Here is a 21295-nt window from a genome sequence, read left to right as displayed (position 1 = left end):
CAAGTAGCGATCAGATCACCAAATACTCTTTTTTGGTGATGTTAATGACTGCTACTTTTTTAAAACATTTTGATTCGATTGCGGATCCTCGTATTGAGCGTTGTAAAAAACATAACTTATTAGAGATTATTTTACTCGCTATAAGTGCGGTTATGTCAGGCTCTGAAGGATGGGAAGATATTGAAAACTTTGGACATCTAAAGCTTGATTGGCTTCGTCAGTATCGTCCTTTTAAAGCAGGTATTCCTCGGCATGACACTATTGCCCGTGTTATCTGCCGATTAAAAGCGGATGAAATAGAGAAAGCTTTTCAAGCTTGGATTTCTTCTCTCCTAGAAGGTACTGGTTGCGATGTCATTGCCATTGACGGCAAAACTGCACTTCATACTGTGAGCGCCTGGAGTTGTCAGCATCATCACGCTCGATGCTATGGGATGTCAAAAAGAGATAGCAAAGCTAATCGTTAAGCAAAAGGCTGATTATATTCTAGCGCTTAAAGGTCATCATTCTGGTCTACAGGGTGAATTGAAACAAGACGTTGTCAGCAAGTGCTGGTTAATAAAAGTTGGTTAAATAATAAATATCAGTGGGTTGGCTTAAAAAGCATTATCAAAGTAACATCAGACGTACATGAAAAAACGACAGGTAAAGAGACCACTGAAACACGTTGGTACATTAGCTCATTAGATTTAAATGCAGAGCAGGCGTTATCTTCTGTGCGACATCACTGGCAAGTAGAAAGTATGCATTGGGTGTTAGAGATGACATTCAGAGAAGATGAATCACGGTTCCGTAAAGGCCGAGGTCCGCTTGCTTTTAATGTGATGAGAAAAATAGCAATGACCTTGTTCAAGCAAGACCAGACAAAACGCGCGAGTATAGTGGCTAAAAAGAAGATGGCAGGGTTGGACGACGAGTATCGCTCAACCCTGTTAGAGTCAGGGATTAAAATGCGCTAGCCGTGATCACCCTCGCTATAGTGTTCCTCGTCACACTTTGATGATACTATCCCGCGGAAAGATGCCAGATTGTATACAAAAAATAAGATGCATCTTAATACTCTTATCTAAAAGGCTCTTCAAAGCCGTAATTAGAGAAGATTTTGTTCAAGCAAACTGTCCTTAACTGGCCCAGATGGAAGTGATTACTATGTTCAAAGCAAGTGAAGTTCTGACTGGTCTTTATGACTCAGCCAACCTCGATGAGCTGTTTACAGCCATCACCGATAACTACATTGTCGATGAAGATGAATATCTATCTGAACTGATCAAACTTGTGTCTTCTAGTGACGAAGATATTCAGCGTGTTACTAAAAGAGCTCACGATTTGGTAGCCAAAGTTCGCCAATATGACAAGAAAGGTTTAATGGTTGGTATTGATGCATTTCTGCAACAATACAGTCTAGAGACACAAGAAGGTATTATCCTGATGTGTCTTGCCGAAGCGCTACTGCGCATCCCAGATGCAGCGACTGCCGATGCCCTAATCCAGGATAAGCTATCGGGTGCGAAATGGGATAAACATATGAGTCAAAGCGACTCTACGTTAGTCAATGCTTCCACCTGGGGCTTAATGATAACGGGCAAGATTGTCACTCTCGATAAGAATATCGACGGCAAACCCAGTAGCCTGCTAAACCGTCTGATCAATCGAGTCGGTGAACCTGTAATCCGCCAAGCTATGCTTGCAGCAATGAAAATCATGGGCAAGCAGTTCGTTCTGGGTACCAGTATCAAAGATGGTCTTAAGAACAGTGAAGCTAACCGCAAGATGGGCTATACACATAGTTACGACATGCTCGGCGAAGCGGCTCTCACTAAAACTGACGCCGATAAATATTTTGATGAATATTCATCCGCGATCACTGCGCTTGGTGCGCAAAGCTATGATGAGAGCCTAGCGCCCCGACCCACTATTTCTATCAAGTTATCAGCCCTTCACCCAAGATATGAAGTAGCCAATGAAGATCGTGTTCTCTCAGAACTTTACGACACACTCATCAAGCTAATTAAGCAAGGGCGTGAGTTAAATGTCGGCATCTCCATTGATGCTGAAGAGATGGACAGACTCGAGCTTCAGCTAAAGCTGTTCCAGAAACTCTATAACTCAGATGCCGCTAAGGGCTGGGGCCTGTTAGGTATAGTAGTACAGAGCTACGCCAAACGTGGCCTCCCTGTACTTTGCTGGCTAACTCGCCTAGCGAAAGACCAAGGTGATGAGATCCCTGTACGCCTCGTTAAAGGCGCATACTGGGATAGCGAATTAAAGTGGGCTCAACAAGCTGGTGAAGGCGGATACGCCCTCTTTACTCGTAAAGCAGGCACAGATGTTTCTTATCTTGCATCTGCACGTTACCTTCTTTCAGACGCGACTAGAGGCGCCATCTATCCTCAGTTTGCCACACACAATGCCCAATCTGTTGCCGTTATTATGGATATGGCAGGCGACCGCCTGTATGAATTCCAACGCCTTCACGGCATGGGACTGGAGCTCTACGATACGTTAATCGCCGAAAGCCCAACAACACGTATTCGCATCTATGCACCTATTGGTGAACATAAAGAGCTACTACCCTATCTGGTACGTCGCTTACTCGAAAATGGCGCCAACACCTCATTTGTCCATAAGCTGGTCGATCCTAAAGTCACCATCGAGTCACTTGTCGTTCACCCGATAAAGACACTGCAGAAATATAAAACCCTGTCTAATAATAAGATCGTTAAACCCGCCGATATTTTTGGCGCAGAGCGTAAAAACTCCAAGGGACTCAATATGAACATCATCTCTGAATCTAAGCCATTTTTCGCGGCTATCGAGAAATTTAAAGACACCAGCTGGAACGCTGGCCCTCTGGTCAATGGCGAGCTATTAAGCGGCGAAACGCATGACGTCGTCAGTCCCTTCGACACCACTAAGGTCGTGGGTAAGTTAGCTTTCGCTAATGATCAAGCTATAGAGAAGGCCCTTTCCAGCGCAGACTCGGCCTTTAACGACTGGTGTAATACACCAGTCGAAGTACGTGCTAATGCACTACAAAAGCTTGCCGATCTACTCGAAGAAAACCGTGAAGAACTCATCGTCCTTTGTACCCGTGAAGCGGGCAAGAGCATTCAAGATGGAATCGATGAAGTTCGTGAAGCGGTAGATTTCTGTCGCTACTACGCCGTTCAAGCCAAGAAGATGATGGCTCAGCCTGAATTGCTTCCAGGCCCAACGGGAGAGCTCAATGAGCTGTTCCTTCAAGGTCGCGGTATCTTCATCTGTATCAGCCCATGGAACTTCCCACTGGCTATCTTTATTGGTCAAGTAGCCGCAGCCCTAGCTGCGGGTAATACCGTTATCGCTAAGCCTGCAGAGCAGACGTCTATCGTTGGCTTCCGTGCAGTTCAACTGGCACATGAAGCGGGCATTCCTAAAGATGTGCTGCAATTCCTACCCGGCACTGGCGCAACAGTCGGTGCGGCAATCACTTCAGATGAGCGTATCGGTGGCGTTTGTTTCACCGGTTCTACGGGAACGGCCAAGCTGATTAACCGTACCCTGGCAAACCGTGAAGGTGCCATTATCCCTCTTATCGCCGAAACCGGCGGTCAAAATGCCATGGTTGTCGACTCGACATCACAGCCTGAACAAGTCGTCCATGACATTATTGATTCATCATTTACCAGTGCAGGACAACGTTGTTCGGCGCTGCGGGTACTCTTTCTTCAAGAAGATATCGCAGACAGAGTGCTTGAGGTGATGAAAGGTGCGATGGATGAGCTAACCATAGGCGACCCTAGCTCAATCAAGACTGATGTAGGCCCTGTGATAGATGCAACGGCTCAGGCTAACCTTAATGCCCATATCGACCATATCAAACAGGTCGGAACTCTGCTTAAGCAGCTCGATCTGCCGGCAGGTACAGAGAAGGGTTACTTCGTCGCACCGACTGCTGTAGAGATTGATTCTATCAAGGTGCTGGAGAAGGAACATTTCGGTCCTATCTTACATGTGATTCGCTACAAGGCTAACGAACTGAACAAGGTGATCGATGAGATCAACAGCACGGGATACGGTCTGACACTCGGTATCCATAGCCGTAACGAGGGTCATGCTCAGGAAATCGCCAACAAGGTCAAGGTAGGCAATGTCTATATCAATCGTAATCAGATTGGCGCAGTTGTTGGCGTACAACCTTTCGGTGGACAAGGCCTGTCGGGCACAGGGCCAAAGGCCGGTGGACCACTCTATTTGACTCGCTTCATCACTGAGAAAACCCGTACCAATAACATCACCGCCATAGGGGGTAATGCCACGCTTCTATCCTTGGGTGATAGTGAGGATTAATTGAATCCTTCAATGGCTCTTTAGCTAATCATACCGATAAAAAAATCCACCTCTTAGGGTGGATTTTTTATCTCTGCTTAACCTAGGTTTGGCAGTAGTTTGAACTAACTCAGTTTATGATTGAGACTTGCGTAGTATTCATCAGCCACTAATAAATCATCATGGCAGCCTGAGGCTCTTAACTTCCCATTTTCCATCAAATGGATAGTATCCATCTGGGGCATCGCTGTCAGCCTGTGGCTGATCATCAGCAAGGTCTTGTCCTTAGCAAATTCAAACAGCAGGGCCAATATCTCTCTCTCGGTACGCTTATCCAATCCTTCGGTGGGTTCATCGAGTAATAATACCGGCGCATCGCGCAGCAAGGCTCTGGCCACTCCGATACGACGTTGCTCACCGCCAGAGAGCTGCCGGCCCCCCTCACCAATCCAAATATCCAGTGGCTTATCACCTTGGGTCAGCTTGGATAATCCAACCCTATTTAATACCCCTATCAGAATCTCATCATTAGCGGCTTGTGCGACTCTGCGTTCGGCCCGTGTCGGTAAGTCAGCAACAGGTTTCTGTGCTAAGGCCAAATTACTTCTTAATGTTCCGCTAAATAGATAGATACGTTGACTCATAAGGGTGATGCCATCGGTCAAAGCTTGCTGACTATATTGATCAATCTCGACACCATCGAGCCTGATACTGCCTGAGCTAGCTTGCCACTCTCGGGTGATCATAGACAGCAGGCTCGACTTCCCACAGCCAGTCTGCCCCAGCAGGGCCACTTTTTCACCGGGCTTAATACTCAGGTTAATGTCTCTAAGCACCACTTGTTTAGTCTCAACTTGAGCGTCTTGATCATAGGAGAAACAGATCCCTTTGAGTGTCAGCTCACCATGGTGAACGCTAATATCGCTGGCATTATTGAATACTATGCTCGGCTCCTGCTCCACCAGCTCATTGACTCGCTCGGCTGCTGTGACACAAGAAGATAGATGCTGAAAGGCGCCGGCGATTGGCATCAACATCTCGATGCAGGCCAGAGTCATAAACACTATCATGGCAAGCATAGGCCCAGGTGGCAGATGCTCACCGACCCCGGATGATGCCAAATAGAGGATCGCCATGACGACTAAACCATGACACAAAATAAGTGCAGCCTGGCTCAAGGCTGTGACAGTCGCCATCGCACTCTGGCTGGCTAAAAGCCTAGCTTCAGACTCGGCAAGCTGGGCCCTAAAGCGCTCATTGGCACCGAAGAGGGAGATCTCAGCCAGTCCCTGTACAAACTCCAGCACTTGTACCCGGTAGACACGTTTACTCTCCAGAAGCTCGACACCGGGTTTACGCCCCAGGTGATAGAAAACCCAAGGTAAAACCAGCCATACTGAGAGTAAACTGCCACATAAGATCAGCGCCAGATGGGCATCGAACCAAGAGACGAACAGATAGAGAGCCCCTAACATCAGCAATGAGGCGGCCATAGGCGTGATCAACCTGAGGTAGAGATGATCTAAGGTATCGATATCGGCGACGAGTCTGTTAAGCAGATCCCCCTGCCTTATCCCTTGCATGTTGCTGGCACTGAGGGGCATTAACTTCCGCCACGCCCAAGTTCGCAACTGAGTCAGTAGTTTAAAGGTGGCTTCATGGGAGGCTAAGCGCTCACCGTAACGGCTTGCAGTTCTGACAATGGAGAAAAATCTCACCCCACCAGCCGGAGTAAAATAGTTAAACATCATAGCAGTAGCCGCGGTTAATCCGGCTACTGCAGCGGCCGAGAGGAACCAACCTGAAAGCGAAAGTAAACCTATACCAGCCATCAGAGTCGTAATACTCAGTATTAGACCGGTGAACATCATCAGCCACTGATGCTTAAATAATTTGATAAAAGGTAATAAGGCTTTCATGAATGTGACTCCTTATCGATACGAGTCACTACTTCGCACTCATCTTGTTGCATCTGCCTAAATAGTCCTTGTTCTCGATTCAACTCATCTAAGCTACCTCGCTGAACGATCTTGCCTTCATCCAGCACGAAAATACAGTCCATCTGATCGAGCTGATCTAGCCTATGGGTCACCATCAGGCATAAAGATTGTGACATAGCATCTCGCAGCGCACTTAATACCGCCTGTTCGCTATGGCTATCTAAACTTGCCGTAGGTTCATCTAACAGAAACAGGCTAGCTCCTTGTCCTAAAGCCCTGGCTAACGCGATGCGCTGGGCCTGACCGACAGAGACTCCAGCCATCTGCTCACCGATAGGATGTTGTAAACCTAAGGCTTGCTCCTTGACGAAACCCAACACCATGGCCTTAGCCAATAATGCCTCCACCTCAGCGTCCCCCATATCGGGATTTGCCATAGCCACATTGTCACGCACAGTGCCATGAAATAGCAGAGGATCTTGTCCAAGCCAGGCAAGATGTCTGCGGTAATGAGATTTATCTAACTCATTGAGCTCAACATTATTGATTTTTAATGAGCCGTGATAAGGCAGAAAGCCAAGTAAAGCGTTGAGTAGACAAGTTTTACCCGAGCCACTCGGCCCTACCAGTGCCACATGCTGGCCTTGTTTAAGGTGAAAACTCAATGGACCCACTAATTGGCCCCCATCGTGACTCATCACAGTTAAATCTGTGGCAATAATCTCGACTCCAGTGCGCCAGTCTAATTCAATGCCACCCGCCTTTCTTTCACTGGCATCAGGCTCAAGCTTATATTCTAACAGCGCCATCAACTCTTCGGCGGCCCCAATGGCTTGGGCCTTAGCATGATAGTGAGTGCCCATGTCGCGCAGTGGCTGATAAAACTCCGGAGCCAGCATGAGTACAAACAAGCCGACAAACAGACTGATACCCCCACCGTAATCACCGAAGTTAAGGTGCCCCAGATAATTGAAACCAAAATAGACCGCCAGAACTGCGATAGACACGGCCGCAAAAAACTCCAACACGGCGGAGCTTAAGAAGGCCATCCTCAGCACGGACATGGTTCTTTCACGGAACTCTTCTGACGCGGTTTCTATCTCTTTGACTTCGGCGTCGCCTCGATTAAAAAGCTTTAGGGTCGCCAAGCCCTTTAATCTGTCCATGAAGTGACCACTCAGTTTAGCCAAGGCACTGAAATTTTTACGATTGGCGTCTGCGGCGCCCATACCGACTAAGATCATAAACATGGGAATGAGAGGGGCCGTGGTCAACAGGATTAATCCGGCTGCCCAATTTAACGGGAATACCACTATGAGAATGGTCAGGGGAATGAAGCCCGCCAAGATAATTTGCGGCAGATAACGGGCATAAAAGTCGTGCAGGTCTTCGACTTGCTCCAGCACGATACTCGCCCAGCTTCCGACGGGCTTTCCCTTGATAAAGGCCGGGCCAAGTTCGGTTAGTTTATCCAGAACCGCACTACGGATCTGTAACCTGAGTCGTTTTCCCGACTCGAAGCTCGCACGCTCACGGGCAAACGCCAGCAGGGCCCGCACTGGGATGAGCGCCAGTAAGAATATAAACTCATTAGTGTAGTGAAACTTGTCTAGCTCGAGAATGATAATGCCATGCAGTATCGTCGACAGAAGATATGCTTGAACGATTAATGAAAATCCGGTTAATAAGCCTAACAACACAGTCAAATTGAGATAGAAGCCACAGGCTTTTTTCTGCTGTCTCAACCAAGAGGTCAGTTGTTTCTCTAACGATTTGTCCATGCAGCTCCTGCAAATTTGTATTTCTAATGAAATAGTGGGAAGTGAGATTTCACGCAGTATCGCAGGCATAGCTCGCACAATAAACTGGCAGGCTTGGAAATGTTAAGAGACTCACAAAAATTGCGCTAGATCAAAAAAAGAGGGAACCAGTGCTTAGCGAATGTGCCTCAAGATAAGGCCCAAATTTAGCTGACGAACCCAATAGGTAAATGTGAATGGCGATGAGTTTATTAAAATGACTTATATAAAAATGAATCATATAAAAAAGGTCGGTGAGCATCTGCTTCACCGACCTTTCTCTCATCAGTCATGATAATGAACCATGACAATATGCAAGTTTGAATCCCGTTACTTCGACTCGTCAGACGCGTAGTCGTCACTGTCTTCATCGAAAGAGCCTGAGTCTACAGACTCGCCATCGGCAACATCTCGTGCATCACGCCATGCATCAGCAGCTTGCTCTTTAGACGCTGCGGCTTCGGTACGCTCTTCACGTTGCTTAGCCTTACGCTCGTTACGCAGCATCAGCTTTTCGAGGAAAGATTTAAGCTCCTTCTCACCCCAGACAGTTGCTTCGGCTTCGGTCGCAAAACCCGTTTTACGCTTTGAGACGATAGTTTTTCGCGCAGTCATACGACGAGTGATCTCGGCCGCCCAAACTTGCTTGTCTTGAACGATGCGAAAATCGAACTTTTTGGTTTGTGTCATATTACTTATTTCCTACAGATAAAATCTTATCGCCGGCCAATGGCTCGAGCGTTAAGTACAAAATTTGTTTCCGGCTCACTTACTCATTCACGTCTTCAGGCAAACCCAGATCACATTTTTTGCAATCTAACCTATGACCAAGCATCGACGCCCTGCCTTCGGCAGTGATCACCCAAGGACGAACAACCCAAGGTGGCATATGTCTCACATGCTGATTATGACCGCACGCAAGCTTAGCAACCCAATGATTTTCATCATCTTTAAGATAAGAGATTATCGGCTGTTTCATAGAGCCTAAAGACCAATTGCCCAAGTTGCGGAGCCAAGATGAGCGTTTAGGGCGCGAGACTAACACGTACAGAGTTTAAACAACATCATTTAATCGACTATGCTATGGGCTGATATCGGGTATAAATTAGCGCTTTCAGTGGGGATCCTGTAAGCTGCACGCCCGCCAGACCATCTGGCTCCATGAAAGCCGCTGTTTTAGCCGCGTCAAGAGACCAATCTATGAGTTTTACCTCCCTGGGTTTATCCGCTCCGATTTTAAAAGCCGTAGCCAATAAAGGCTATGAGACACCTACGCCAATTCAAGCTCAAGCGATCCCCGCAGTGCTCGAAGGCAAGGATGTAATGGCAGCAGCCCAGACTGGCACAGGTAAAACCGCAGGCTTCACTCTACCTCTATTAGAGCTGTTAAGCAGAGGCAATCGTGCTCAAGCTAAAAAAGTACGCGCCCTGGTATTAACACCGACTCGTGAGCTTGCAGCTCAAGTCGCCGAGAGTGTCGATACTTATGGAAAGTACCTGCCACTTAAATCCGCAGTAGTTTTCGGTGGTGTAGGCATAGGTCCACAAATTTCTAAGCTAGGTAAAGGCGTTGACATATTAGTCGCCACACCCGGTCGTTTACTGGACCTATATAACCAAGGAGCGGTGAACTTCAACCAACTTGAAGTGCTGGTCCTCGATGAAGCCGATCGCATGTTAGATATGGGCTTCATTCATGACATCAAAAAAATTCTTAGAGCATTGCCAGCTAAACGTCAGAACCTGATGTTCTCGGCGACCTTCTCCGACGATATTCGTAAGCTGGCTAAAGGCTTGGTGAACAATCCAGTCGAGATCTCTGTTACCCCACGTAACGCCACGGCGAAATCCGTTGAGCAATATATCTATATGGTCGATCAGAAGCAGAAGACTGCGGCGCTGATCCATCTGATCAAACAAAATGACTGGCAACAGGTATTAGTCTTTAGCCGCACTAAGCATGGCGCAAACCGTATCGCCAAAAATCTCGAAGCTAAAGATATCACTGCAGCCGCTATCCATGGCAATAAGAGCCAAGGCGCACGCACAAAGGCGCTGGCGAACTTCAAGAGTGGTCTCGTTCGCGTATTAGTCGCAACCGACATCGCAGCTCGTGGTATCGACATTGACCAACTGCCTAACGTGGTTAACTTCGACCTGCCGAATGTGCCTGAGGATTATGTTCATCGTATCGGCCGTACTGGTCGCGCCGGTGCCAGTGGTCAAGCAGTCTCGCTAGTCAGTGCTGACGAGAGCAAGCTTCTCAGGGACATTGAACGTTTAATTAAGAAAAATATTCCACGCAAAGAAGTGGAAGGTTTTGTGCCTACTCAAGTTGTAGCCGAAACCGATCTCAATGACAGAAAACATGGTCAAAACCGTGGTCCACGCAATGCCAATGACCGCGGTAATGGTCGTAACGGCAACTCGGGTTCGCGTTCTCGCGACTCACGCAGCAGTCAAGGCAAGGTCGAGCATAAAGACGGTCAACGCAGTGGTGAAGCCGCTCGCGGTCATCAGCCAAATGATAGTAATGCCAGTCACAGTCGCCGTAGATCTGGCTCTCAAACCCGCCCTAGCAATAGCGCGAGTTCTGGCGCTTCTAAACCTGCAGACAGCAGCATCTGGGGCAGAAAGTAATTCCCATAGGTAGAATATCCATTGCGACTTTTCCAATAGATAAATGCTATGATTTTTAAATCAATAGCTGAGTATTGGCAGAAGTTGAGATGAGACGAACCGTCACAATAGCGTTCAAGATATAAAGGGTCGTTTGAAACAAAATTCAACAGGCCAGCTAGAGGGCGGCTGCTTATGCGGTGCCCTCCGATATCCCGTATCAGCAATGCCTTTTAATGCCGACCATTGAAGATGACTTACCAAGGTATAGCGGCGCTTGAAAGAGCGGATTAGTTACACCTCCGCTTATACCATTTTTATTCAATATTTTCGGACAACACTTTCTAGGCTTCTAATGAAGCTCTGCCGCTGTCCAAGCAGGTGATACCAAAAAACTCACCCAAGAGACTGGATGAGAAGAAGCACTAAAAAGCGAACATAACGGCCAGCTCATGTTAGTAAATGATCAATCTAAGGCATGGGAAGTAACGAGCCAACAATGGCTTAGTCTGGATAGCTTCTGGCAAAACTGGGCAAATAACCGCGGCGGCATCACCTGGGAACGCAGTAAAGATCACCCCCTTATGAACAAATACGCTACTCATAGAGCTAGAGAGTGGTACCTGCATGATGGAGTTAATGGCAATAAAAAAGAGAGCGACCTTAATCGCTCCCCTTCAAAAATTGAAACCTAGTCTCAACTATCAGATTAGCGCATCTCCCATGCACGATACATGCGACCTTTAAGCTTGCCGTTGACTATTTTATGCAGGGCACGCTTAGCGACTTTACGGTCAACGGCTACATATGAACGAAATTCGGTGATCTTTATCTTGCCAACTTCTGAGCCCTGAATCCCATCTTCACCCGTTAGTGCTCCGAGAATATCCCCGGGACGAACCTTGTTCTTCTTACCACCTTCGATCTGTATGGTAACCATCCTAGGCTGAGTCGGAAAGGTGTCTAATAGATTCTCTGGTGGTAAACCTTCGCTAACAATATCACGCTCCAGATACTCTTCTAACAACTTGATCTTGTAGTCATCATCATAGGTATAGAAGGTCAAGGCCATGCCCTTGCTGCCAGCGCGGCCGGTACGACCTATGCGGTGAATATGCACTTCGGTATCGAAGGCTAATTCGTAGTTAATCACCATATCCAATGCTTCAATATCCAAGCCGCGAGCGGCGACATCTGTTGCCACCATGATAGAGGCACTCTTGTTAGCGAACTGCATCAAGGTGATATCTCTGTCTCTCTGCTCCAGATCACCATGGAGTGCCACTACGCTGAAGCCATCACTGGCTAATGTGGCAGCCACTTCTTTGGTCTCACGCTTGGTATTACAGAAAACTACCGCACTATCAGGGCGGTGCTGTAGCAGTAATAAGCGCAACGCTTTTGGGCGATCCTTATTGCTGTCGATCTGATAAAAATGCTGTTCGATACTGCTGCTATCATGGGTTGATGCCACCTTGACCATCACGGGCTCGAACATGATCTGTTCTGCTACCTTTTGGATCTGCTTAGGGAATGTGGCGCTAAACAATAAGGTCTGACGTTCACGTGGCATCTCGGCCATGATGTAATCCAAATCTGGCAAGAAGCCCATTTCCAACATTCGATCGGCTTCGTCAAGCACTAAGGTGTTGACGTTTTCCAGGTTTAAAAGCTCACGTGACAGGTGATCTATAATACGACCCGGCGTACCCACTATGATATGGGCTCCATGCTCGAGCGAGCCAATCTGCGGCCCCATAGGAACACCACCACATAAGGTCAGCACCTTGATATTGTGAATGCCGCGAGCCAAAGTACGGATCTCTTTAGCTACCTGATCGGCTAGCTCACGAGTCGGACACAAGACCAGCGACTGAATGCAAAAACGCTTCACATCTAACTTATTCAATAAACCTAAGCCGAATGCTGCGGTTTTGCCCGAGCCAGTTTTTCCTTGGCCAATCACATCTTCACCGTTCAAGATAGCCGGTAAACTTTGCGCCTGAATGGCTGTCATAGAGTCATAACCCATGGTCTTAAGGTTATCAATTAACTCAGGTTTCAAGGTTAATGTCGAAAATGACATATTTGTGTCTGCTTTGGGGGTAACTTGGCTCAAGGTCTATTCCTATTTTTATCACGACGACAAACTCGTCATGAAAGCGACTACCAATAATAAATCACTGATATGCCGCTGAGATAAATCGAGTTTATTAAGCTAAATATCACCCCGTGAAATCGATGATAATTTGGCTTAATAATAATGGGCGGAGTATAGCAAGTATTGAAATAACTTGCTCGTATCACTGGCATCATCAGTGGAGTCAATCATGGTACTAAAAATCCTTAGAGCCTACTTTTATGTCAATAACCGCGACAATAGGATCGCCGCTATTGGCGTCACTAACATCATTTCTATGGTGGCACTAGCAACATTGGTTTGCGCTCCTGTCACCACCTTAGCTATAGTCGAAATCCCGAGTCCGATTGTTAATATGCTGCTAGTAACCGCCAGAATAGGATTGGATGTCTCTATACTTGTCAGCGAGATACTGATCCTTAATGTCTACTCCCTCGGTATTCCATGAAAGGCTTAGGTATAGAGGGAGATATGGATCTACTTAAAAAATTTTAGGAAATTCAGGTTTTGATGAGACTCTATCATTCATATTATTGCCATCCAGAGGTTGAGCGAGTGTTACGCGTTAATGGCTAGATGTACCAGGAAAGTCATAGCTTTATTGATCGAGTGTTAAGCCATCAACTATGTATATAGGAATTAGAAACTGAACCATCAGACTAGTTCTTGGGAAACGAGGTTAGTCCATGGTAATTTTCTGCGACTCGCGAGCCTGATGATGCTTAATACCGTGGAATTCATCATTTATAACAGACCTAAATATTGGATTTATGGCTGCAATCGGCTATACGCTCTAGATCTCACTGTTGATAAAAACAACAAAAAAACATCGACATCATAAAACACATCCACTAAATTATCATCTGCACTGCCCGTGATTAAATCTATTTTACTCAAAACCGCTAATCACAAAGAGGGCTTTTAGTTCAATTTCTTACCCCGAATTCAGATTGAATTGAGTTATTATCCATTTCTTAAATATTTTTACAAATGGAAAATCTCATGACTAAACCAAATATCACTAAACAGCAGCTTCTCAATGTAATTAAGACTTGGGGAGAGCAGAAGATAACCTCAGATCAACTTCAGAGCTGGATGGTGACTAACTACGATCCTGATGATAATGATATTGGCCTCGGTGAACCTGAGTGGACTCAAGAGGCGATGAACATAGTTATGAATGAATACGAAATCGCTAAACAAGAAAAATTTCGTCTAGAGAAATACCATCTCGCCATAGACTTCATCACTGCCAATGAGTCTAAATTTAACCAAACCAAACATCTATTTCTGCATGAAGGATTCAGTGATTAAGCAAAGTTATAACAATAGGACCAAATCCTTCGGCACTTTATTAAAACCAGTCTAAATAACATATAAGCATATGCTTATAGCAGCATAGGAGAGCTTGAAATGTTGAAACTGAATATCCGCCGCAAGGTAGTGCCACTACTTTGGTCTCTGTCGTTCTGTCTATATTGATCATCAGCGTCTACTCACTCAGTAGCAGTCACTCGATAATCTTAGAGATCACCTTAGACAGGGAACTCCCAGCTGTCCTTGGAGAGGTCGCTAACGACATAGATGCCCAGTTGCTGATGCCAATTACTATTGCAAAAGTCATGGCCAACAACGTCGATTACCAGGATGTGATTCGCTCAGGTGACAAGGCTGATAATCATCAAAAAATCATACGTTACCTGAAAAATATTAAACAGAATTTCGACACAATAACAGCCTTTCTAGTCTCATCCGAGAGTGGACGTTACTTCTCTGCAAATGGATTAGCTAAGACCATCTCAAAATCAGATCCAAAGGATCAGTGGTTTTATAATTTTATGGCCAGTGGCAAAGATTACGAACTGAGTTTAGATATCGATGAAAGTAATCAGATCCCAACCCTCTTCATCAATTACCTAATGAGAGTCGACGGTAGACCCAGCGCAGTAACTGGGGTTGGGTTATCCTTGGCTAGCGCTGGATTCAAGTAATAAGTGCAACACCCTGTCCCATATAGACCTCAAATGGAGTGAGGCCACCTAATACTTTTCTTGGCGTGAAATTAAGTAGCAAGATCCTTCTTTCAATTTCATCATCTGTCAGTTTGCCCATATCGAATTTTTTTGGCCAAAAACGCCTGATCCGACCATTGGTATTCTCATTGGTTCCTCGTTGCCAACTGGCATAAGGCTTGGCAAAGTACATATCTGCACCTGTTGCCTTTGACACTCGAACGTGACCTGCAAATTCACCGCCATTATCTAACGTCACTGTCTTTACCGTGTGAGCGGTTTTCAGCAGAGCAATCATTGCATCGCCAACTTCTTCTTTCGTTTTGCTAAATACACGTTTGGCTAGCGTAAAGCGGCTTGTGCGATCGACGAGTGTCACAAGGTGGGCACTCTGCCCGTGTACCGTGTCTCCTTCCCAATCACCTAATCGCGTCCGCGCATCCACAATATCAGGCCGCTCTGTAATATCGACTCGATCATGAATTAGCCTAACTCCCGCTTTTTTATTACGTTTCCCACCCTTCCACCGTGTTTTACCAAACCTGGGCAGCTGACGGTACAGGTGACCACCTTGCAACCTATTCTCTTCAATACGTCGGTAGATCGTCGTATGGCTAAGCGTCTCTGTGACTTTACTTTCAACCGTCATTCGCAGACTAACAGTCTCTGGAGACCAGCCTAAAATGACGGAGCCACGGATGATGTCATCTGTGTGGCTATGACGTTTGTTCGCTTTTAAGGATGTTCGTTTCCGTATATCACTCAGCGGGTGAGCCTCAGCACCTGAGTATCCATTAGGGGGTGAATTTCTATTCAGCTCCCGACTAACAGTGCTGTAATGTACCCCGATCTCTTTGGCAATGCCTCTCAGTCCCATCCCTGTTTTACGAAGGGCTGAAATCTGGTATCGTGGCTCTTGAGTTAGCTGTCGGTACTGTTCGTTGAGTTTATTCATAACGGACTTAATTTTTGTGTGAGAGCTTAGATTGTGCCTTCAGCTGGCTCACTATTCAAATTTCAGCCTGTTGCACTTATTGTATTACTCCAGCGCTTAGCTACCAACATAAAACAGTACAAGATAGGCACTAATGGCATCGTCTTCCTTACTGATGAGCAAGGGATAATAAAGCTGCATCCGGACACAGGTAACATTGGCAAAAATATCAAGAATCTGGGGTATATTGATTCTGATTCACTCTTACAAAAACAAGCATTTTCAACCACAGAATATCAAGATGCCGGCACAGATATGTTAGTTGCCAGTCGCTACTTACCGGAAATTGGCTGGTATCTTATCGCACAAGTTCCCCATGATGAGATTTTTGGCGCCTTGAATCGAGCCACCAAGTCTGTGGCTGTGATGGGGCTAATTATCGCTATCCTATTCATGGTCATCAGTGCCTGGTTAATCAATCGCTTAATCTCCCCCTTCAGTGAACTAGCTAACATGCTGGCAGCTATAGGAGACGGTGAAGGAGACCTCACATTACGCTTGGATGACTCTAGGCATGATGAAGTAGGTGACATGGCAGGAGTTACAACAAATTTGTCAGCTACCTGAGTAGCACCCTAAGGAGTGTATCAGCAACGGGACATGACTTGTATGAGGCCGTTGAGAGGATAGATAACCAAGCAAAACACATGGAGGGAGACATCACAGATCAAGTCAGTAAAATAGAACAAATTGCCACTGCAATTCACGAAATGGGAATGACAGCAGAGGAGATTGCCAGCAGCGCAAATAACGCGGCAGAAAATGCACAAACAGCCGCAGAGGCTGTCGTACAAGGTAACAGGTCGGTACAGAAAACGATTTCAAGCGTTTCTACCATGAGTGAGCAATTACTCAACACCAGCCGAACCATCAGCCAGCTCGCAGAAGATGCTAATTCAATCGATACAGTGCTGGAAGTTATCCGCGCCGTGTCAGAGCAAACTAACCTACTCGCCCTCAATGCAGCTATCGAAGCCGCTAGAGCGGGTGAGCAAGGTAGAGGCTTTGCCGTAGTTGCAGATGAAGTCAGGACTCTGGCTTCACAGAAGAGATAAAAGGCATTATCGAGAAGCTACAAGCCAAGACCCATGATGCGGTAGAGGCTATCGAAAGAAGCACAGAGCTAAGCAATAATAGTCAGGCTGAGGCGACTATTTCTGGTGAACACCTACAAAGCATCTCAAAAAATATCGAGGTGATGAACGAAATGAGCATCCAGATCACCACGGCCACGGGGGAACAATCAAACGTAGTTGGTGAGATAAGCCCGCATGTCACCGCAATCGCAGATATCTCCAGTACCAGCAGCCAAGCGGTCCAGCAAACATCATTAGACTGTGGCAACCTGAGAGATATGGCTGTTCGACTCAACGAACTGGTAGCCAAGTTCAAGATATAGGGCTCTAAGCTCAGCAAGAATATCAGCCATCCAATTCTAGTGGTGGCCTTGTCCTTTCAGATGCTTTGTAGCGAGAAACAATGCAGTCGCTGAACTGGAAAAGACACACTTCGCGCAAAATTTTAACCTGCAACCAAGGCGCCTTCCAATGACCCGGCTGCGGATAAATCCTCCTCGTTGACTCACAAGGATGTAATACCATTCTAAGTAAAAATATGATCTAATTGTGATCATCATATCTTCTTCATTTGTATTCATGGATAATTTTAAAAATACAGATTTCAATGCTCTTGCTCGTAGCCAGACATCCATTCAAATGAAGATGCGCTTACTTGCACTCGCTCATTTTCAAGATGGAAAGTCTCAGACTCAAATTGCTCAATTTTTAAAAGTGAGTAGAACCAGTGTCAACAAGTGGGTACATGTCTATTTAACAGAAGGCCTAGCAGGCTTACAAGAGAAACCACACACTGGTTTATTAGCACTAAACAACGAGCGCAACTGGCTGACTACATAGAAAAAAGAGCAAGTAGCGCTCAATGTTAGACGTCAACTAGCTTGGCCTATAGGCGTCAATTAAGTTGGCCGCTTTTGCCGTTTATTTTCATGGCTTCTTTTCTTCGATAACTCTCTCCTTCAAGTTGATAAATCTCTGCGTGATGCACCAGTCGATCAATCACGGCTACTGTCATCATATTGTCTCCAAATATACTGTCCCACTCACTAAACACCTGGTTCGTTGTGATCACTAGGCTGTTGCGCTCATAACGATGTGCAATGAGCTCAAATAGAACCTGACTTTCACTATCACTCTTTTTGACATAACCGATGTCGTCCAAAATGAGTAGCTCATATTTATCGGGTTTTTTAAGTGCATCTTCCAGACCTAAACCTTCTCGGGCTTTCTGCAAGTGCTGCACCATCGCCGTGCCTGTCGTGAATTTCACACGAACAGATTGCTCAATAAGCGCATAACCCAGCGCGGCTGCTATGTGGGTTTTACCTAGGCCGCTCGCACCGAATAATAAAATATTATGCCCTTGTCTCAACCAGCTCTACTCACTGGCCTTACGTTTAACTTGAACTGCGCTAATGCCGACCACTTCACTGAAATCGTATTGAGACAACTGTTTCCCTATCGGTAACTGGCTTTCTTTGAGTAAGCGTTTTAGGCGTACTTCCTGTCGATGTGTCGCCTCTATTTCACATAATTGAGCGAGAAATAGCTCGGGTTCCCACTGCTCCTTCACCGCTTTCAGGGCAATGTCGGGCCACGCCTTTGCTATCGCTGGCAGTCGTAACTCTTTTAATAATAGGGGTAAACTGAGAGTGCTAGCCATGTTGCCCTCCTAGAAGAACATCATAACTTGAGACGCTATGCTGCTGACTATCGATGATAGGGACAACTATCGTATCGGGGCCAAAAACCGCCTTTAGGGATAAGAGCATCCCTGATTTGCGATGCTTTAAAAGCATTACGTTTCTTAGCCAATGCATGGATAACATGATGATGATAATCTATTGAGCGACCACGAGTTGCGCCTTGAGTATGCATTCGCGCTAAGGTTAATGTGAGTTCATGCCCATAGAAAAGCACTACACGGTCATCAAAAATGTGTGCCAGTAATGTCACACCAATGAGTCGTGATGGCACCGAATATGTCACACGCTTAATTGAAATCGTGCTGCTGGATGTCACTTTGACGTATTGCTCACTAAAGTCATGAGTTCGACGAGCGGGTAAGGAGGACAAGTAGGCGCACTCCTCTAGATAACCGGTATGACATTGACGGTTAATTTTTGCAACAATGACATTGATGAAGTCTCGGTATTGCTTTAAATCAGTGAAATCACGACTGTCGCGTAATAACAGTTGTTGCTCTATCTTACGCTTTAGATGGCCATTAGGGCCCTCAATTGCGCCATTTTCATGGGCGACACCTTTGTTGTTTCGAGTGGCTTTTACCCCGTAATGTGTGCATAACTTGGTGTAGCGTTCTGTCAGAACTTCAGCTTCGGTGTGGTTTTTAAATGCAGCGCTTAAGCTGTCTGTACGGTGGGTGAGTGGCACGCCACCACTCTGCCAAAAAGCATTTTGAAGCCCTGATGACAGTGACTCAAAACTTTCACCACCGAGTACAACCTCGACATAGGTCCAGCCACTGAACACCAAACGGTAATGATAAAGCTTGTGCTTAAATGTGTTGCCAGCGAGGGTTATATTTAGCTCGTTGGCCCAAGTGTAGTCAGAAATGCCCATTGCCCCCGGCGTATGTTTCTGCCTGAAAATGACGCCTTGCTCAGGCCCGTGTATGACGCGCCATGTCTTAATTCGGCGTTGTAAAGTGCGTAGCTGTGAGCGCTCCAATTGCCCCGGTGCGATTTCCTCTAGTTTTTCGAATAATGTAATGGGCTGCAGTGAGGGTTCTTTTTCAAGCAACGGCACAACATGCTGCTCGAAAAGACCATTAAGAGGATCTTTTCTGGTCGCGTATTGACGTGGTAATTTGCTGGTGTTGTGTTGGCTAGCATCAATTCGTCTAGCTGAACGGGAAGAAAACCCCGCCTTTGCCGCAGCAGATGATTGAGTCTGTTTAGGTTTATTACGATAAGACATATATAGGTTAACCTGTAGTTGGTTTATGGGTTTTCCAGGCATATAAATCTCTCAAGAATTATGTATGCCTAAAGATGACCAAAACCGGACAAGTTAATTGTCGCCTAATAGACATTGTTGATAGTGTTTGTGAAGCCTGGAACACTTTCACCGAGAGTGCAGAAAGAGTGACAAAAATGTGTTCTAGGGATTGGGCGAATATGACCAGTTAATTTTCCAGATTGGTATTACCCCCCTGGAAATGACCTACTCGATCCACGAAGTGGACACATGGGGGTGAAATTACGGCGCTTTGAATACGCAGTATTCAGCCCTAATTGAACGCGGAGAAACTTCGTTTCGTAGCGGGAGAGTCCGCTCAGCGGCGGGGCGACATCGGGGGTAGGCATTCATGCCTTCCTAAGTGGATAAGTCACCTGATATCTGTACTGATAAGCTCGAGCTAAACAGCCAACACTTTATTAAATCCCAGACGCAAAAAAGCCACCTTATTCAGGTGGCTTTTTCACTTAATGAGCGCCTGGAAATGACCTACTCGATCCACGAAGTGGACACATGGGGGTGAAATTACGGCGCTTTGAATACGCAGTATTCAGCCCTAATTGAACGCGGAGAAACTTCGTTTCGTAGCGGGAGAGTCCGCTCAGCGGCGGGGCGACATCGGGGGTAGGCATTCATGCCATCCTAAGTGGATAAGTCACCTGATATCTGTACTGATAAGCTCGAGCTAAACAGCCAACACTTTATTAAATCCCAGACGCAAAAAAGCCACCTTATTCAGGTGGCTTTTTCACTTAATGAGCGCCTGGAAATGACCTACTCTCACATGGGGAGACCCCACACTACCATCGGCGCAATTGCGTTTCACTTCTGAGTTCGAGATGGATTCAGGTGGGGCCACAATGCTATGGTTTCCAGACTAATTTTGCGATTACTTTCAGCTTTTCAAAAAGCTAAAGGTAAAAGAATTTAGAAAGCTGGCTATTTAAAAAGTCTTTTAAACAGCTTTAAATAAAAGCAATAATTGGTTCAACTTAAATCAAGTCGGTATTCTTTTGTGCTTGTAAAGTAATCACTCATTAACCACATACTTCTCTCTTAACAAGAGTAAACCCATCTGGGTTGTATGGTTAAGCCTCACGAGTCATTAGTACAGGTTAGCTCAATGCCTCACAGCACTTACACACCCTGCCTATCAACGTCCTAGTCTCGAACGGCTCTTTAGAGGAATTAAATCCCTAGGGATGACTCATCTTAGGACTCGCTTCCCGCTTAGATGCTTTCAGCGGTTATCGATTCCGAACGTAGCTACCGGGCAATGCTATTGGCATAACAACCCGAACACCAGCGGTTCGTCCACTCCGGTCCTCTCGTACTAGGAGCAGCTTCCTTCAATCATCCAACGCCCACGGCAGATAGGGACCGAACTGTCTCACGACGTTCTGAACCCAGCTCGCGTACCACTTA

17 protein-coding genes, 2 rRNA genes and 2 pseudogenes are annotated in these 21295 nt (G+C 46.1%); 11 read left to right on the top strand and 10 right to left on the bottom strand.

Annotated features, from left to right (window positions below; genetic code table 11):
- Positions 1–44 precede the first annotated feature (44 nt).
- Positions 45–959, top strand: a pseudogene (locus KT99_RS20850) (ISAs1 family transposase).
- A 175-nt stretch (positions 960–1134) separates the two neighbouring features.
- Positions 1135–4329, top strand: coding sequence for a bifunctional proline dehydrogenase/L-glutamate gamma-semialdehyde dehydrogenase PutA (gene putA, locus KT99_RS11425; RefSeq protein WP_005500143.1), 3195 nt, complete (start codon positions 1135–1137; stop codon positions 4327–4329).
- 104 nt (positions 4330–4433) lie between these two features.
- On the opposite strand, the gene cydC is transcribed toward putA, so the two are convergent.
- The 4 genes from cydC to KT99_RS11405 all read right to left on the bottom strand — a co-directional run bounded on the left by cydC (position 4434) and on the right by KT99_RS11405 (position 9026).
- Complete coding sequence (gene cydC, locus KT99_RS11420) at positions 4434–6227, bottom strand: heme ABC transporter ATP-binding protein/permease CydC (protein ID WP_005500142.1); 1794 nt, start codon at positions 6225–6227, stop codon at positions 4434–4436.
- Positions 6224–8029 carry a heme ABC transporter permease/ATP-binding protein CydD gene (cydD, locus tag KT99_RS11415; protein WP_005500141.1) on the bottom strand — a complete coding sequence of 602 codons (1806 nt, stop codon included), beginning with the start codon at positions 8027–8029 and terminating at the stop codon, positions 6224–6226. Before cydD ends, cydC begins: the two co-directional genes overlap by 4 nt.
- Positions 8030–8377: 348 nt before the next feature.
- Complete coding sequence (locus KT99_RS11410) at positions 8378–8737, bottom strand: DUF3622 domain-containing protein (RefSeq protein ID WP_005500139.1); 360 nt, start codon at positions 8735–8737, stop codon at positions 8378–8380.
- Positions 8738–8816: 79 nt separating this feature from the next.
- On the bottom strand, positions 8817–9026 hold the full coding sequence (locus KT99_RS11405) for a DUF3565 domain-containing protein (RefSeq protein ID WP_040571911.1): 210 nt from the start codon (positions 9024–9026) through the stop codon (positions 8817–8819).
- 221 nt (positions 9027–9247) lie between these two features.
- Here KT99_RS11405 and KT99_RS11400 point away from each other — a divergent pair, with 221 nt between their 5' ends.
- Both KT99_RS11400 and KT99_RS11395 read left to right on the top strand, forming a co-directional pair.
- A complete protein-coding gene (locus tag KT99_RS11400; protein ID WP_040571906.1) occupies positions 9248–10687 on the top strand; it encodes a DEAD/DEAH box helicase in 1440 nt (479 codons plus the stop codon).
- A 431-nt stretch (positions 10688–11118) separates the two neighbouring features.
- Positions 11119–11361: a hypothetical protein gene (locus tag KT99_RS11395; RefSeq protein WP_005500135.1), complete on the top strand. Its 243-nt coding sequence runs from the start codon at positions 11119–11121 to the stop codon at positions 11359–11361.
- A gap of 14 nt (positions 11362–11375) precedes the next feature.
- Here the strand turns inward: KT99_RS11395 and dbpA are convergent, their stop codons facing one another.
- Positions 11376–12752: an ATP-dependent RNA helicase DbpA gene (gene dbpA / locus KT99_RS11390; RefSeq protein ID WP_005500134.1), complete on the bottom strand. Its 1377-nt coding sequence runs from the start codon at positions 12750–12752 to the stop codon at positions 11376–11378.
- Positions 12753–12996: 244 nt separating this feature from the next.
- Between dbpA and KT99_RS23710 the strand changes: the two genes are divergently transcribed.
- The 3 genes from KT99_RS23710 (at position 12997) to KT99_RS11375 (ending at position 14797) form a co-directional block, all read left to right on the top strand.
- Positions 12997–13254, top strand: coding sequence for a hypothetical protein (locus KT99_RS23710; protein ID WP_005500133.1), 258 nt, complete (start codon positions 12997–12999; stop codon positions 13252–13254).
- 554 nt (positions 13255–13808) lie between these two features.
- Positions 13809–14120 carry a hypothetical protein gene (locus KT99_RS11380; RefSeq protein ID WP_040571905.1) on the top strand — a complete coding sequence of 104 codons (312 nt, stop codon included), beginning with the start codon at positions 13809–13811 and terminating at the stop codon, positions 14118–14120.
- Between the two features lie 140 nt (positions 14121–14260).
- Entirely contained in the window at positions 14261–14797 is a 537-nt protein-coding gene (locus KT99_RS11375; protein ID WP_005500131.1) for a PDC sensor domain-containing protein, read from the top strand.
- Here KT99_RS11375 and KT99_RS11370 read toward each other — a convergent pair.
- Positions 14790–15773 (bottom strand): IS30 family transposase, encoded by a 984-nt coding sequence (locus KT99_RS11370; RefSeq protein ID WP_005500130.1) that lies wholly within the window; start codon positions 15771–15773, stop codon positions 14790–14792. The two genes, KT99_RS11375 and KT99_RS11370, sit on opposite strands and share 8 nt — an antisense overlap.
- Before the next feature lie 33 nt (positions 15774–15806).
- Here KT99_RS11370 and KT99_RS22035 point away from each other — a divergent pair, with 33 nt between their 5' ends.
- The 4 genes from KT99_RS22035 to KT99_RS11360 all read left to right on the top strand — a co-directional run bounded on the left by KT99_RS22035 (position 15807) and on the right by KT99_RS11360 (position 17728).
- Entirely contained in the window at positions 15807–16379 is a 573-nt protein-coding gene (locus KT99_RS22035; protein WP_005500129.1) for a Cache 3/Cache 2 fusion domain-containing protein, read from the top strand.
- A gap of 38 nt (positions 16380–16417) precedes the next feature.
- The gene (locus tag KT99_RS22030; RefSeq protein WP_005500128.1) at positions 16418–16867 is read left to right on the top strand and encodes a methyl-accepting chemotaxis protein; all 450 of its coding nucleotides are present in this window, start codon (positions 16418–16420) and stop codon (positions 16865–16867) included.
- Between the two features lie 152 nt (positions 16868–17019).
- Complete coding sequence (locus tag KT99_RS22320; protein WP_050774351.1) at positions 17020–17211, top strand: hypothetical protein; 192 nt, start codon at positions 17020–17022, stop codon at positions 17209–17211.
- Between the two features lie 226 nt (positions 17212–17437).
- Positions 17438–17728 (top strand): helix-turn-helix domain-containing protein, encoded by a 291-nt coding sequence (locus KT99_RS11360; RefSeq protein WP_198402022.1) that lies wholly within the window; start codon positions 17438–17440, stop codon positions 17726–17728.
- A gap of 55 nt (positions 17729–17783) precedes the next feature.
- Here the strand turns inward: KT99_RS11360 and istB are convergent.
- The 4 genes and pseudogenes from istB to KT99_RS22315 all read right to left on the bottom strand — a co-directional run.
- Positions 17784–18551: pseudogene (istB, locus tag KT99_RS11355) on the bottom strand (IS21-like element helper ATPase IstB).
- Between the two features lie 47 nt (positions 18552–18598).
- Positions 18599–19828: an IS21 family transposase gene (gene istA, locus KT99_RS11350; RefSeq protein WP_005500119.1), complete on the bottom strand. Its 1230-nt coding sequence runs from the start codon at positions 19826–19828 to the stop codon at positions 18599–18601.
- A gap of 803 nt (positions 19829–20631) precedes the next feature.
- A 5S ribosomal RNA gene (gene rrf, locus KT99_RS11345) occupies positions 20632–20747 on the bottom strand.
- A 207-nt stretch (positions 20748–20954) separates the two neighbouring features.
- A 23S ribosomal RNA gene (locus KT99_RS22315) occupies positions 20955–21295 on the bottom strand; the annotation flags it as partial.

This window comes from Shewanella benthica KT99 (assembly GCF_000172075.1).
GTDB lineage: Bacteria > Pseudomonadota > Gammaproteobacteria > Enterobacterales > Shewanellaceae > Shewanella > Shewanella benthica_A.
This window is presented reverse-complemented; position numbering and strand designations above follow the sequence as displayed.